The organism is Leeuwenhoekiella sp. H156 (assembly GCF_052218455.1).
Lineage (GTDB): Bacteria > Bacteroidota > Bacteroidia > Flavobacteriales > Flavobacteriaceae > Leeuwenhoekiella > Leeuwenhoekiella parthenopeia.
The window spans coordinates 2,550,995-2,565,135 of sequence record NZ_CP197499.1 but is presented as its reverse complement, the minus strand read 5'-3'; the positions used below and the strand labels follow the sequence as shown (position 1 = coordinate 2,565,135).

The window sequence follows — 14,141 nt, the reverse complement described above, 5'->3', positions numbered from 1 at the left end:
TTGTTAATTTACAACTGCCTTAACAGCCGAAAAACAGCATTTCCCTTACCTTTACAGGGTCTATGAATACAAGCGAGTTTTCCAATAAAATCATACCGGAAGCAATTAAGAACGAAGCGCAAACCGCGCTTTCCTACTATCCTCAGTTGCGGGAAACTCCGATACGCTTTCAGTTTAAAAAGGACATTAAAAAGTCGACCATGCAGGCGCAGCCGGTATTCAAGTCTTTGCTAAAACCCCGTAAGCGACGGGAATACGTGATTTTCATCAGTAAAAAAGTAAAGATTGAAGATGAGTCGTTTAAAATTACGAATATCCCTTCCGATGTTTTGATTGGATGGATAGGCCACGAACTGGGGCATGTGATGGATTACCGGGATCGCAGCAGCCTCGGACTCATTTGGTTTGGGATCAAATATTTGTATTTCCCGAAGTTTATACGAGAAGCGGAACGTGCGGCCGACACCTTTGCCGTGGCACACGGAATGGGTGAATACATTTTAAAAACCAAAGACTTTATTTTGAATCACGCCCACATTTCAGAACCCTACAAAGCCCGTATTAAACGCCTGTATCTTTCTCCGGAGGAAATTATGAGGCTGATTAATGAGGAGTGATGACAAGATTAATTGTTATCGGTTAATGGTTAAAAGGTCTTGTTTCTTGTTTCTTGTTTCTTGTTTCTTAATCTAAGAAACGAACTCAAGAACTCTGATTTCCAAATTCCGACATTTCAAATCCAGTAGCCGCAAACAGAAAACGGTAAACCCTAAACCACTATTTAGAGATACCTATCACTTCTTACCTGTTATCACAAATCCCTAACTCCCCGCGTGCTCCTTCACAAAAGCTTCCCACTCGGCGAATTTCTCTTCGTTCATCACTTTTTCCATTTTTACCTGACCGCCTTTTTTCTTGTTGGCACCACTCCATTCGTAGAAAATTTCAGGTTTCACGGTGTTTACGATGACGCCTTTTAAGGCTTTGCTTCGGGCTACGCCGTAGTTTTTGTTGGCTTCCTGAAGGCTTTTATCTAAGGCATCGGCCAATTCTTCATTTGAGGCTGAAGTTTCGGTACCTAAATACCAATAGTGGTAAAACTCGTCGTCTTCCGGATTCCGCTTTGCAGCAATCGTAAACTCAGGAATTTTGATATCAAATTGCTCTTCCAGCTCCTGCACGGCAGCTTCCATTTTATTAACCGAAAGTTGTGAACCCACTGTATTAAGGAAGAATTTGGTACGCCCGGTAATCTTGATCTCGGCACGGGCTTTATCGGTAAATGCGATCGTGTCCCCTATCAAATACCTCCACGCACCCGAAACGGTAGAAATGATTAAAATGTAATCTTTGTCCTCCTCAACATCGGCCAGTCCAATCACGGGCGCATCCTGCACGATGGAACCGTCTTCGTTGATGTAATCAGGGTTCATGGGTACGAACTCAAAGTAGATGCCGTTATCGGTCACCAGTTTCATGGCATTAGTCTCCGGTCTTGCCTGAAAAGCGATAAAACCTTCCGAAGCCAGATAGGTATCAATAACCGTGATGGGTTTACCCAGTAGCGCATTAAAACTCTTTTCATAGGGCTGAAATGCTACACCTCCTGAGGTATACACCTGCAGATTTGGCCAGATCTCGTGAATATTTTTCAAATTGTGATGCTCAATTACCTTCTCGAGCATCAGCTCAATCCAGCTGGGAATTCCGCTCAGCGCGCCGATATCCCATTCTTCGGCTTTCTCAGCAATATGCTGCACGCGCTCGTCCCAATCTTCAATTTTTGCAATGTCTTCGCCGGGCTTGTAATAGCCTCTAAACCAAAACGGAATATTACTGGCGCTAATACCGCTGATCTCACCTTCTTCGTGACCGTCTCGTTTTTGAAGATCGGTAGAACTGCCCAGCATCATGATTTCTTTCTCATAAAAGTCGGCTTCCAGGTCAAAATGCGCAAGCGCGCCCACCTGCTTAATCCCGGCGGTACGAATGGCATCAATCATTTCATCGGTTACCGGAATACGCTTACTGCTTTTACCGGTCGTCCCGCTGCTCAATGCAAAATAATGCGGCATTCCCGGCCAGGTCACGTCTTCTTCCCCTTCGTGCATTTTAGACCACCACTCCTCATTGATGCTGTTGTAATCAAAAAACGGCACCTCTTCGGCAAACGCCTTGCCCGGATTCTCGGATTCTAAGATGGCTTCAAAGCCGTAATATTTACCAAATTGGGTGTTTTTGGCTTTTTTAAGCAGTTTTTCTAAAACTTCCTGCTGCTCTTCAATGGGATTTGACTCGGGTATAACCTTATCTGAAAGATCAATAATTCCTTTTATGAGTGCGCCTAAAATTGCCATAAATACTACAGTTTTGGTTGTACCCAAAAATAAACGACCCCGTGAGAACGAGGTCGTTACTTATAAGAAGTTTAACAGGGCCTTCGATACAATTTTCTGCAAAAATCACTCAGACACCTGATGAGTGATTTATCTATTTGTATTGGGGCGTGACCCTGCGGGTCGGGCTATTCGCTTCAATCTGCCTTTGTCGTCAGGTAAACCTTCCGCAAAGTCAGGATTTCCGCTACTATCCCTCACGCGGTCTACTCATCCCCAGCCCTTCTCCTCCCGATGGTTCGGGAGAGATGGGAGCTAAACTGGACTATTGAAATATCTCAAAATATTTGGCTTTGCTTGTTAATTCAGATGCTTTGTTCATTCTTAGCTGTTGACGTGAACATGGAATTGAAAGCCTAAATAAGAATTGAAATAATAATAATAATAATAATAATAATAATAATAATAATAATAATAGAAATAAACCCTACCCTCTCCTGCGCTCCAGTAAAATCATCATCATTAAGCCCAGCATAATGCGCTCGCTGTCGCCTTCGTCCATTGGACCTTCTTTGGTGACCTGGAATTTACGTCCAAAAAAAGAAGGTATTTTTTTAAGTCGGGCGATTTTAGTGCCGCTTTTGTCCATTACTTTATACGCCGGGTTAAAGAAATATCCGGTAAGAATTCCTGCAACCGGCACTTCGCCAAAAAGCGAATCGGCCACCTTGATCCAACCGTTTTCTTCTTCAATTGTGTATTCAGGCGTGCCGTTATCGTCTACAATCTGGTATTTGGCCTTCCAGATGGAGCGCCAGCCCTTACGCACAATCTTACCAAACTCCTTTCCGTTTGCGTCATAAAACGCATAAGCAGCCGAAAAATCGAGCCAGCGGTCTGCCTTGATAGTGTAATTAAGTTGATTTTGAGAGGTGTCTGCATAAATTTTTATTTCCTCTTTCAGCTTAAACATCTTCTGACGGATGTAGCCCACGGTATGCCCATAAGCATCGGTCGCGGTAAAATCATTAGAAAACGTGCTGATTCGGAACACAAAGTCAATAGGAAATTGAAGGTTTTTCATAGAAAGGTCAGGAATAGTTTTTAGTCTTTTAGTTCTGCTTCGTTAGTTATTGGCGCAGGTTTTACGCCGTAAGTATCCATCAGATACACCAGGCTGGTCATTGTCGCGGCACCCAACTCGAGTTCGCGTTTGTTAACCGCATCAAAGGTATCGTTACTGGCGTGATGATGGTCAAAATAGCGTTGCGAATCGGGACGAAGTCCGGCAAGAACAGTCCCATTGCCCTTTAACGGACCAATATCTGCACCGCTTCCGCCCAATTCAAAATAGTGAATCAAATAAGGTTTGAATAACGGAATCCAGCTTTCGATTTGCTCAAAATTGGCCGCATCGGCATCAAATGAAAATCCGCGTGGCGTAAAACCTCCCGCGTCGCTTTCCAACGCAAAAACGTGACGCTCGCCTATTTCAGCGGCAACCTCAGCGTATTTATTACCCCCGCGTAAACCGTTTTCTTCATTCATAAACAGCACCACGCGAATACTGTGTTTGGGTTTATAATTGGCAGCTTTCATCAGGCGCAAGACTTCCATACTTTGAACGACCCCGGCACCATCATCGTGGCTGCCGTCTCCCAGATCCCAGCTGTCCAGATGTCCGCCCACAACCATAATCTCGTCGGGTTTTTCGCTTCCGGTAATCTCACCAATCACGTTAAACGAAGGCACATCCTCATAGTTCTGGCAATTCATTTTTAAGTAGAACTGGGTGTCTTTATCCTTTTTCAGCATTTTACTCAATAACGCAGCACCGTTGGTACTGATTGCCGCTGCGGGAATACGCTGCTCATTGGGAAGATCGCCGTATGACATTGCGCCGGTGTGCGGCAGGTCGTCCATTCGCAAATTCATCGAACGCACGATTACGCCTACCGCACCGTATTTGGCAGCTTCACGAGCCCCTGAATACCGCTGATCGACACAACCTCCATAAGCAGAAAACGTCTGAATCAAATCGGCCTGCATAGGGCGGTTGTAAAAAACAATTTTACCTTTTATCTGATCTTCCCCATACTTGGCAAGATCATCGAGCCCCTGAACTTCAATTACCGGAGCCGTAATGCCGTCTGCAGTCGTTGCAATCGAACCTCCCAATGCACAAACCGGCACATCGATGTTTCCGTCAGGGCCGTCAATCCAGGCCTTTTCGGGAGCGCCGCGTTCCCATTTGGGCACCATAACCGGCTGTAGCCAGACTTTATCAAGACCAATAGCCTCGAGCTCGGCCTTAGCCCATTGTACGGCTTTTTCTGCACCCGCGCTGCCACTCAGGCGCGCACCAATATCGTTAGACAGGGCATCGAGCCATTGATAACTTTGGCCGCTTAACAGGGAAAGGTCATAAAAATTGCGAAGTTGGAGGGAGTCTTTTGTCGTTTGCGCCTGTACCTGCGTCAGACCACAAAACGCGACAATGAATAAAACTAGTTTTTTCAAAATTCTGTTTTTTAACTGTGGAATTCTAAAAGTACTATTCTCTGAGCGTAAACAAGTATTTGAATGAAAAAATGTTTGGGGTTTGGTAGTTCTAGTTAGCAGTTGCGGTAGGCAGTCTCAGTTCGCAATCTTTATAGAAGAGAATAGAATTGTTTGTTGCTGACTGCTACTGCCAACTCATTCAGTATTTCTACTTTCTAATTTAAGCTTCCCCTTCCAGTTCCTTTCGATACTGATCGATGTTGGCTTTGGTTTTTTCGTCGAGTTCGGGTTCTTTGATGTCGGTGTATTCCGAAAGTTTTTCGAGAAGTATTTTAGCTAAAATGAGACGGGCGGTAGGCTTGTCGTCTGCCGGAATGATGTACCAGGGCGCATGAAATTTGGAGGTTTTGTTAATCGCCTCTTCGTAGCAACGCTGGTAATCGTCCCAAAGTTTGCGCTCTTTAAGATCGCCGGGAGAGAATTTCCAGTTTTTATTGGGTTTATCGAGACGACGCAGCAGGCGGTTTTTCTGTTCTTCTTTGGAAAGATTCAGGAAAAATTTGAAGATGATGGTTCCGTTTTCGGCAATGTGTTGCTCAAAATTATTGATTTGTCTAAACCGTTCTTCCCAAAATGCCGCATCAATATCTGCGACGCTGTCGATCCCCGGAATGTTTTCACCCAAAATATACTCGGGATGCACACGGGTCACCAAAACATTCTCGTAATGGGTTCGGTTAAAAATGCCGAATTTCCCACGGGCGGGTAGCGCCACATAATGCCGCCACAGGTAATCGTGACCCAACTCAAGCGGCGTGGGCACTTTAAAACTGTGAACCACCAGGCCGCGCGGATTGAGGTTTTTAAACACTTCGCGAATGAGACTATCTTTCCCGGCCGTATCCATCCCCTGAATGCAAATGAGCACAGCATATTTACCGTGAGCGTACATTGCATTTTGAATTTCGGCAATGGCTTTGCTCACCTCATCGAGTTCGTCTTCCAGCTCGCTTTTTTTGCCGAAATCTTCGTGGGTTTTATAATACGAAAGGGTAATAGGCCCGGTAACCTGATAATCTGCTGCTTTCATAATCGCTTAATTTATTTACTCGCAAAAAGTTTTACATCTTCTTCTGAAACCTCTGTTCCACCTAAGATGATAAGGCGTTCCACCACATTGCGCAACTCGCGAATATTCCCCGTCCAGTCGTATTCCTGAAGCTTTTTGATCGCATTAGGCGTGAAATTTTTAACGGCTGTACCCTGCTCCTGAGCCACTTTGTTTGAGAAGTGATCTACCAGCAAGGGGATATCATCGCGACGCTCATTAAGAGCCGGCACCGGAATAAGAATTACCGCCAGACGGTGGTATAAATCCTCCCGAAATTTACCCTCTTCAATCTCTTTTTTCAGGTTTTTATTGGTTGCAGCCAGTACGCGCACGTCAACCTTAATGTCTTTATCGCTACCCACGCGCGAAACCTTATTTTCCTGCAGGGCACGCAACACTTTTGCCTGCGCCGAAAGACTCATATCCCCAATTTCATCCAGGAAAATGGTGCCGCCGTTTGCAGCTTCAAACTTCCCGGCGCGGTCTTTATTGGCCGAAGTAAAAGCACCTTTTACGTGACCAAACAATTCACTTTCGATCAATTCCGAAGGGATTGCAGCGCAGTTCACCTCAACCATGGGGCCGTTTGCGCGTTCGCTTTTTTCGTGCAGCCAGTGGGCTACCAGTTCCTTACCGGTCCCGTTTGAGCCGGTGATGAGCACACGTGCTTCGGTAGGAGCTACTTTTTCTATGATTTCCTTGATTTTGACAATGGCCTCGCTATCGCCAATCATCTCGTATTGCTTGCTAACTTTCTTCTTGAGACGGGTATTTTCTACCACCAGACTCTTTCGGTCCAGAGCATTACGCACGGTATTCAGCAAGCGGTTAAGATCGGGTGGCTTGGAGATGTAATCAAAAGCTCCCAGACGCATGGTGTTTACCGCGGTATCGAGATCGCCGTGACCGGAAATCATAACCACCGGAATTTCGGGTTTGATCTTACGGGTTGCCTCGAGCACTTCGACGCCGTCCATTTTAGGCATTTTGATATCGCAAAGCACCAGATCGTAATCGTTATCCTTGATTTTTTCCATGCCTTCCAGACCATCCTCGGCTTCCTCAACCTGATAGTTTTTATTTTCTTCAGATAGAATTTTATTGAGAACCCGGCGGATTGCGGCTTCGTCTTCAATGATTAAAATCTTTGACATGTCTAAAATTTAAATTTGACGCCCGACCTAAAATAAAAAGTATTGGCGCTGTTAATGGTGTAAATATCTTCACGCGTATTGTCCCGAAGCCTGAAATCATTGGTTATCGAATAGCTCCCGTAGGCGTAATATAGCAAATGCTTTGTAAAATAATGCTCATAACCCAAACCTCCCAAAACTACGGTCATCGAGATGTTTTCGGCGGTACGCCCGTTAATCACCATATTGTTTTGAATGTTGGCAAAAAAGTTATCGAGCGTAAGATAGGCCTGAAACGCATCTTTATGCGAGTCATTGATGTAGTGTCGAATATTGGTTTTTGGAACACCCAAAGTATAGGTCCAGTTGGGGTGAAACTCCCGATAGTAATTAACAATGGGAAGCGGGAAATTACGCCCAGGTGTACTGGAGTAATCCAGACCGAAAATCCAGCGATAAGGCTTGCCCACTTCGGCATCTTTCCTATCATTAATAGCATAAACCGAAGCGGAATAGATCCAGTCATCGGCAACCAGACTACCTTCGAGATTCGAATTGATACGGGTACCGGCTTTAACGCCCACCCGCCAGTTTTCATTGAGTTTCCATGTATATCCCAGATACCCCTCAATGCGATGTAAGGTTCCCACTTCCTGCAAATTGAAACCTGCAGGCACAGGATCGTTAATATCGATACTGGTGTTGCGGTATTCAAAACCGGCAACTATAATTTTATTTAAATCCTTATCAAGCGGAATGGGTACCTGCAGCAAAGCTCTAAATCGACCTACGTTGTTATCAGACTGTCTAAACGGGATATACATATACTCTACACGGGCGATATCTGTTGTCTGCGCGTGGTTTGTATAGCTTATTCCGAAAAGACATAGTAACAAGAGGAATTTATTCATCAGATTTAGGTTGAATCGGGGTTGTGGGATAAAAATGTACATCGCGTTGCGGAAACGGGATCGTAACTTTGTTAGCCCTGAATTGCTCATCGATGCGAAAACGCAATTCACTCTTGATACGCGGATCGGAAAAACTGTCGTTGATAAAAAAGTAAATCCCGAAGTTTAAGGACGAATCTCCAAAATCTTCAAAGAGTACAAAGGGCTTCGGGCTTTTGAGAATGCCATTTTGCTTGGCTGCACATTCTAAAAGCAGTTTACGTACCAGAGCGGTATCGCTTCCGTAAGCCACCCCAACTTTTACAGCTTCACGGGTGGTGCGGTGGTTCTGCGTATAGTTATAGACGATGTCGCTAATGAAATGGTGATTGGGAACGATGATTACCTTATCATCACGGGTAAGGGCACGTGTGGTACGCAGTTTAATTTCAAAAATACGGCCTACTTTGCCGTCTATCTCTACCACATCTCCCACGGCCAGCGACTTATCTACCATTATAAAAATACCGCCAATGATGTCTGTAAACAGATCCTGCAAGGCAAGACCCAAACCAACAAACAGTGCGGCCGACGCGGTAAGTAAAACAGTTATATCAACGCCTGAAGCATTAAGCGTAAATAAAATAACCGCCAGATAAACGATATACCTGATAAACTTGAAGATGCTTTTGAACTTCAGTTCATTCTCGGTATCCATCTTTCGGGTGATGAGACTGCGAATCAAACGCAGCACGACCGTAGCCACAATAAAAGCAACAATGACTAAAAGTAAATGCCCTACAGTAAGATCAATACGTTTCCCACCGCTTTCAAAGTGAAAACCCAGGTCTAAAAGATCCTTAATGGTCTGCCAGATATCTTCCGGAAGATCCTTTACGGTCTCAGCCCCTTCTTTTACGGTTTCTTTTAGTTTCTCCTGAATCATGTTTTGCTAGTACTTAATCCATTTTAGAATTTCTTTATAGGTAGGCTTTTTGCCATACATCAATATTCCCACACGGTAGATTTTTGAGCCAAACCATACCGTAAAAATAAATGAGCCTACCAAAATGCTCACAGACAATGCCAACTGCCACCAGGGCACCCCAAATGGAATACGCATCAACATCACAATAGGCGATGTAAGCGGAATCATGGAAAAAGCCGTAGCGATAGAGCCGTCAGGATTTTCGATTACCGCAAAAAAGCCAACGTAAATAGCCAGCATTAAAGGCATTATGATAGGGAGCATAAATTGCTGCGTATCGGTCTCGCTGTCAACTGCAGCACCAATAGCAGCATAAATCGAACTGTATAGAAAGTACCCGCCGATGAAGTAGATCAAAAAGAAAAAGGCCAGTTTGAGTAAGGGAAGATTTAGAATATCTAAAACTATAAGCTCAATTTTATCCATATTGGTGACCGACATATTCCCAGCAGCCGATTGATTTTCCAGCGGATTTAAATCCAGATACAAGGCCAGAAATAGCAGGAGTCCGCCACCTATGAGCAGCCAGATAACGAATTGCGTGATTCCCGCCAGGGTGGTACCCATTATTTTTCCCATCATCAGCTTAAAAGGTTTTACAGAAGAAATAATCACCTCGATGATGCGATTGGTTTTCTCTTCGATAACCGAACGCATCACCATATTTCCGTAGATAATTATAAACATCATCAACAGATAACCTGCTCCACCACCGGCACCGGCTTTGATCCAGCTTGATATTTTTGAAGTGCGTTCTCCTTTAAAATCTTCAATACTCACCGAGATGGTTGTCTGGGATTCATCGATAAGATCAAGATCTACCCCGCGATCTAAAAGTTTCTCGTTTGTAAGTTTGGTTTCAATTTGCTCTTCAATACCTTCCAAAACAGCTATTGCCGGAGCTTCATTCCCGTAAAAACGAACCCCGCTTGTATTGTTTTTTATGTTTTGAGGAATGTAAAGCAAGCCGAAGTAATTCTGATCTTCTACCTGATCTTTTGCCACCGCGATTCCGGCAGGAGAAAGGTCCAGAAAATCAATATCCTCGGTACTTTCAAATTCTTTATAAAACAGTCCGCTTTCATCAACCACTACAATGGTTTGTTTACCGGCCTGATTGAGTTGCGTGAGATAAGTAATTAACATGATCATACCCACGACGATTAACGGACTCAGAAAAGTCATCACAATAAATGAACGGTTACTCACCCGCGCCTTATATTCCCTCTTTATAATTAAGCCTAAAGCTCCCATCAGTTTGCGTTTACGGTTTGAATAAAAATATCATCTACGGTAGGTATCACTTCTACGAAATGGTTGATCAAACCTTTACCGGTAAGGTAATTGAGTAAATCATTAGGCGTCTGATTTTCCGAGATTTTCACTTTAAGTTTAAGGTCGTACTCATTAATCGTTTTAAAACGAGCGGTATTGATTTCCCAATACCCGGAAAGTTCATTCATTAAATCTGCATGCAATCTGTCACGACTTTCGGCCGTGTCATCAGCAGTTTCTATACCTATCTCATAGGTGTTGGTACGAAACTCGCGCTTTATATCTACCAGTTTACCGTCTAACACCTTATTGCTTTTGTGCATCAAAGCAATGTGATCGCACATTTGTTCTACAGACTCCATACGATGGGTAGAGAACAGAATGGTTGCGCCATCCTCGCGAAGCTGAAGGATCTCGTCTTTAATCAGGCTTGCATTAATAGGGTCAAAACCGCTGAAGGGTTCATCAAAAATGAGGAGTTTCGGGCGGTGCAGCACCGTAACTATAAATTGCACCTTTTGCGCCTGTCCTTTTGATAGTTCCTGAATTTTTCGGTTCCACCAGTCCATCATACCCAAACGCTCAAACCAGTATCTGCTTCGTTTCCCGGCTTCTTCCTTGCTTAATCCCTTCAGTCTTGCCAGATAGATCACCTGCTCGCCAACTTTCATCGATTTATACAGGCCGCGCTCTTCGGGCATATAACCTATATTGATGATGTGTTTTTGGCTTAACGGCTCCCCATCCAGATAAACCTTCCCCTGATCTGGCATGGTAATCTGATTTATGATGCGTATCAATGTGGTTTTACCGGCACCATTAGGCCCCAAAAGTCCAAAAATACTGCCTTTGGGTACGACTATAGAGAGATCATTAAGGGCGGTATAGTCACCGTATTGTTTCTTTATGTGTTCAGCAACTAAAAGGTCTGTCATCGAAACTTGAGATCAAAATAAGATAAAATGGAGTTAGGACTGCAAGTCCATAACAGGTAATTCCTGATTTTATTTTGGACTTTACGTATAAGAAATCCAGGCCAAAGATATTGAAAAGCTAACAGCCTAAGGGCTAGTTAAGAATTATTTATAAGGAAGTAATTTTACGATGGATCTAAAAGCCGGGATTGCAAAAGCATTGACTATAAGCGGGTTTAAGAAGCTGCAAGAGATCAGACAGCCCTGTTTTCGGGATTTGAAATAGCCCTAAAACAAAAACCCACCCTTAACGTAAATTAAGGATGGGAAAAAAATTGCTATGAAAAAGAAAAATATCACTAACTAGTGATTAGTGATGTTCAAATATACACATTTTTCTTAATAAGGTCTTAAATTCTAAGAAAACATGTCTTTTACTTTTTCAAAAAAGGATTTATCCTCCCGTTGCGGCTGTGGTGAGAAGCGCTCGTCATCGAGCATATTCTCAAAAAATTCGCGCTGTTCCTTGTTGAGATTTTTCGGTGTCCACACATTTACGTGAACCAAAAGATCGCCTCTTCCGTAACCATTTATCGACGGAATTCCTTTACTGCGCAAACGCAGAATTTTTCCGCTTTGCGTACCTTCTTCTATTTTGATGCGTACTTTACCTCCTACGGTATCAATCTCCTTGCTGGTACCCAAAATAGCTTCGGGCACGCTGATGTACAGATCGTAATGCAGGTTATCGCCTTCACGGCTAAGCGTCTCGTGCTCGGCTTCTTCAATCACCACCAGCAAATCTCCCGGAATGCCATTGTTGCCGGGCGCCTCATTACCTTTCCCGGTCACTTTAAGCTGCATCCCGTCTACAACACCTGCTGGGATTTTGATTGAAACGGTTTCTTCTTCCGTTTTCATTCCCTGAGCATCGGCATCAGCAGCTTTAGACTCTATGATCTGACCGCTACCGCCACAAGTGGTACAGGGTGAAGCTGTTTGCATACGGCCCAGGATGGTATTGGTCACACGTGTAACCTGCCCACTACCGTTACAGGTGGTACAGGTTTTAAATTTTGTACCGGAAGCCTGCTTTTTACGCTTAACTTTTATCTTTTTCTCGGCGCCATTTGCGATTTCGTCTAAAGTAAGTTTTACACGAATGCGCAGGTTGCTTCCTTTGGTTCTGCGCTGACCGCCGAAGCCGCCGCCAAAACCGCCAAAGCCACCTCCGCCGCCAAAGGCACTGCCAAAAATGTCGCCAAACTGACTGAAGATGTCATCCATATTCATGCCGCCGCCGCCAAAACCGCCACCTTCAAATGCCTGATGGCCATACTGGTCGTAACGCGCACGCTTGTTCTCATCACCCAGAATCTCATAGGCTTCTGCGGCCTTTTTGAACATTTCTTCAGCTTTATCATCTCCTGGATTTTTATCAGGGTGATATTCTATCGCCTTCTTGCGGTACGCTTTTTTAATTTCTGCCGCTGTGGCATTTTTGCTAATTCCCAGTATGTCGTAATAATCTTCTTTCATCCCTCTATCTGCTTCTTAAAACTTAAATTCTTTTTCTCAACCCGCTGCTTACTGTCCTACAACTACTTTAGGATAGCGTATGATTTTATCTCCCAGCTGGTAGCCTTTTTCAACCACATCAACAACCTTACCTTTCAGATCATCTTTGGGTGCAGGAATTTGAGTGATCGCCTCGTGAATCTCGGCATCAAACACATCACCTGCCTTTACTTCCATTTGCTTAAGCCCTTTTGCTTTAAGGGTTTCGCGCAGTTTATTGCTGATTAGATCAACCCCCTTTTTCAGGTTTTTGTCTTTAGCCTTTTCAATCTCAACCATAGCGCGGTCAAAATCATCAAGTACCGGAAGCATAGCCTGCATCACTTCCTGACCGGCAGTTTTAAACATTTCAATACGTTCTTTACCGGTGCGGCGTTTGTAATTTTCAAAATCTGCAAAAAGGCGTAAAAATTTATCTTTCTCTTTTTCCAGTTCTTCTTTGTAACGCTTCAATTCGTCAGCTTCACTTTCCTGATGATCTGTTTCGCCCTGAGCTTCCTGCTCTTCTGCCTGCGTCTCAACCGCCTGATTATCGTCGTGTTCGTTTATAATCTCTTCTTTATTTTCTGAACTCATGGTATCGTCTTTACTTCAAATTTCTTTAAGGGAGGCAAAAGTACTGCCATTAATACAAAAATGTCAAAATGTCACCGCAATTATTTTATAGATTATTTAAGAAGAACTCCCTGCTATTCTGTTAATTTTACGCCTTAATTAACACTTAAAAAAACATCATAATGAAAATTAAATTATTAAGTCTTTTTACTCTGGCTGTGCTGTTTACAGCTGTAGTTTCTTGTAAAAATGAGGCTAAAAATGAAACAGAAGCTGCTGAGGCCGAAGCCGCTGCAGAAGTATCTACTGAAGCTGCTAAATATATGGTAGATAAAAATGAATCTGAGATCGCATGGGAAGGTGCAAAACCAACCGGAACTCACACAGGTACTGTAAAATTAGAATCAGGTGTTGTGCGTCTTGAAGACAGTGTAATTAGCGGAAGCTTTTTGATCGATATGACTTCTATTCTGGTAACTGACCTTGAAGGAGACCAAAAAGCAAGTCTTGAAGATCACTTAAAAGGTACTGTTGAAGGTAAAGAAGGAGATTTCTTTAATGTACAAAAGTTCCCAACTGCTGCTTTTGAAATCACCGGTGTTACTGAAAAAGACGGTAAGAAAATGATGTCTGGTAACCTTACGCTTAAAGAAACCAAGAAAAACATCGAATTTCCTGTAATGTACGAAGTAGCCGGCAACACTATGACTTTAAAGTCTGAGCCTTTTACTATTGATCGTACCGAGTGGGGTGTAAACTACGGTTCCAAGTCTGTTTTTGACAACTTAGGTGACAAGTTTATCAACGATGAGATTCAATTAGAATTTAAGATTGTTGCTACTCAACAAATGTAATACTC

13 protein-coding genes are annotated in these 14,141 nt (G+C 43.5%); 2 read left to right on the top strand and 11 right to left on the bottom strand.

The annotated features are described in order from the left end of the window. Window positions 1-62 precede the first annotated feature (62 nt). The gene (locus ACSSS3_RS11210) at window positions 63-617 is read left to right on the top strand and encodes a hypothetical protein (protein WP_442844692.1); all 555 of its coding nucleotides are present in this window, start codon (window positions 63-65) and stop codon (window positions 615-617) included. Window positions 618-821: 204 nt separating this feature from the next. Here the strand turns inward: ACSSS3_RS11210 and ACSSS3_RS11205 are convergent, their stop codons facing one another. The 11 genes from ACSSS3_RS11205 to ACSSS3_RS11155 form a co-directional block, all read right to left on the bottom strand. Continuing rightward, window positions 822-2,357: a GH3 family domain-containing protein gene (locus ACSSS3_RS11205; RefSeq protein WP_442844691.1), complete on the bottom strand. Its 1,536-nt coding sequence runs from the start codon at window positions 2,355-2,357 to the stop codon at window positions 822-824. A gap of 466 nt (window positions 2,358-2,823) precedes the next feature. Next, on the bottom strand, window positions 2,824-3,420 hold the full coding sequence (locus tag ACSSS3_RS11200; protein WP_442844690.1) for a hypothetical protein: 597 nt from the start codon (window positions 3,418-3,420) through the stop codon (window positions 2,824-2,826). A gap of 20 nt (window positions 3,421-3,440) precedes the next feature. Next, window positions 3,441-4,856, bottom strand: a complete 1,416-nt coding sequence (locus ACSSS3_RS11195; protein WP_442844689.1) for a M20/M25/M40 family metallo-hydrolase — start codon at window positions 4,854-4,856, stop codon at window positions 3,441-3,443. A gap of 202 nt (window positions 4,857-5,058) precedes the next feature. Next, the gene (locus ACSSS3_RS11190) at window positions 5,059-5,928 is read right to left on the bottom strand and encodes a PPK2 family polyphosphate kinase (protein WP_442844688.1); all 870 of its coding nucleotides are present in this window, start codon (window positions 5,926-5,928) and stop codon (window positions 5,059-5,061) included. 11 nt (window positions 5,929-5,939) lie between these two features. Continuing rightward, on the bottom strand, window positions 5,940-7,103 hold the full coding sequence (locus ACSSS3_RS11185) for a sigma-54-dependent transcriptional regulator (RefSeq protein WP_228231543.1): 1,164 nt from the start codon (window positions 7,101-7,103) through the stop codon (window positions 5,940-5,942). A 2-nt stretch (window positions 7,104-7,105) separates the two neighbouring features. Beyond that, window positions 7,106-7,993 carry a hypothetical protein gene (locus ACSSS3_RS11180; RefSeq protein WP_442844687.1) on the bottom strand — a complete coding sequence of 296 codons (888 nt, stop codon included), beginning with the start codon at window positions 7,991-7,993 and terminating at the stop codon, window positions 7,106-7,108. Further along, the gene (locus ACSSS3_RS11175) at window positions 7,986-8,918 is read right to left on the bottom strand and encodes a mechanosensitive ion channel family protein (RefSeq protein ID WP_442844686.1); all 933 of its coding nucleotides are present in this window, start codon (window positions 8,916-8,918) and stop codon (window positions 7,986-7,988) included. Before ACSSS3_RS11175 ends, ACSSS3_RS11180 begins: the two co-directional genes overlap by 8 nt. Window positions 8,919-8,924: 6 nt before the next feature. Then, window positions 8,925-10,214: an ABC transporter permease gene (locus ACSSS3_RS11170; protein ID WP_442844685.1), complete on the bottom strand. Its 1,290-nt coding sequence runs from the start codon at window positions 10,212-10,214 to the stop codon at window positions 8,925-8,927. Continuing rightward, on the bottom strand, window positions 10,214-11,170 hold the full coding sequence (locus tag ACSSS3_RS11165) for an ABC transporter ATP-binding protein (RefSeq protein ID WP_228231547.1): 957 nt from the start codon (window positions 11,168-11,170) through the stop codon (window positions 10,214-10,216). Before ACSSS3_RS11165 ends, ACSSS3_RS11170 begins: the two co-directional genes overlap by 1 nt. 396 nt (window positions 11,171-11,566) lie before the next feature. After that, on the bottom strand, window positions 11,567-12,688 hold the full coding sequence (dnaJ, locus tag ACSSS3_RS11160) for a molecular chaperone DnaJ (protein WP_228231548.1): 1,122 nt from the start codon (window positions 12,686-12,688) through the stop codon (window positions 11,567-11,569). A 48-nt stretch (window positions 12,689-12,736) separates the two neighbouring features. Further along, window positions 12,737-13,303, bottom strand: a complete 567-nt coding sequence (locus ACSSS3_RS11155) for a nucleotide exchange factor GrpE (protein ID WP_442844684.1) — start codon at window positions 13,301-13,303, stop codon at window positions 12,737-12,739. A gap of 161 nt (window positions 13,304-13,464) precedes the next feature. Between ACSSS3_RS11155 and ACSSS3_RS11150 the strand changes: the two genes are divergently transcribed. Beyond that, complete coding sequence (locus tag ACSSS3_RS11150) at window positions 13,465-14,136, top strand: YceI family protein (protein ID WP_228231550.1); 672 nt, start codon at window positions 13,465-13,467, stop codon at window positions 14,134-14,136. Window positions 14,137-14,141 lie beyond the last annotated feature (5 nt).

Excerpts from the sequence above, each read along its gene's own strand:
- ACSSS3_RS11180 (WP_442844687.1), bottom strand. The coding sequence starts at position 7,993 with ATGAATAAATTCCTCTTGTTACTATGTCTTTTCGGAATAAGCTATACA.
- ACSSS3_RS11185 (WP_228231543.1), bottom strand. The coding sequence starts at position 7,103 with ATGTCAAAGATTTTAATCATTGAAGACGAAGCCGCAATCCGCCGGGTT.
- ACSSS3_RS11150 (WP_228231550.1), top strand. The coding sequence starts at position 13,465 with ATGAAAATTAAATTATTAAGTCTTTTTACTCTGGCTGTGCTGTTTACA.
- ACSSS3_RS11165 (WP_228231547.1), bottom strand. The coding sequence starts at position 11,170 with ATGACAGACCTTTTAGTTGCTGAACACATAAAGAAACAATACGGTGAC.
- ACSSS3_RS11170 (WP_442844685.1), bottom strand. The coding sequence starts at position 10,214 with ATGGGAGCTTTAGGCTTAATTATAAAGAGGGAATATAAGGCGCGGGTG.
- ACSSS3_RS11205 (WP_442844691.1), bottom strand. The coding sequence starts at position 2,357 with ATGGCAATTTTAGGCGCACTCATAAAAGGAATTATTGATCTTTCAGAT.
- dnaJ (WP_228231548.1), bottom strand. The coding sequence starts at position 12,688 with ATGAAAGAAGATTATTACGACATACTGGGAATTAGCAAAAATGCCACA.
- ACSSS3_RS11190 (WP_442844688.1), bottom strand. The coding sequence starts at position 5,928 with ATGAAAGCAGCAGATTATCAGGTTACCGGGCCTATTACCCTTTCGTAT.
- ACSSS3_RS11175 (WP_442844686.1), bottom strand. The coding sequence starts at position 8,918 with ATGATTCAGGAGAAACTAAAAGAAACCGTAAAAGAAGGGGCTGAGACC.
- ACSSS3_RS11200 (WP_442844690.1), bottom strand. The coding sequence starts at position 3,420 with ATGAAAAACCTTCAATTTCCTATTGACTTTGTGTTCCGAATCAGCACG.
- ACSSS3_RS11155 (WP_442844684.1), bottom strand. The coding sequence starts at position 13,303 with ATGAGTTCAGAAAATAAAGAAGAGATTATAAACGAACACGACGATAAT.
- ACSSS3_RS11210 (WP_442844692.1), top strand. The coding sequence starts at position 63 with ATGAATACAAGCGAGTTTTCCAATAAAATCATACCGGAAGCAATTAAG.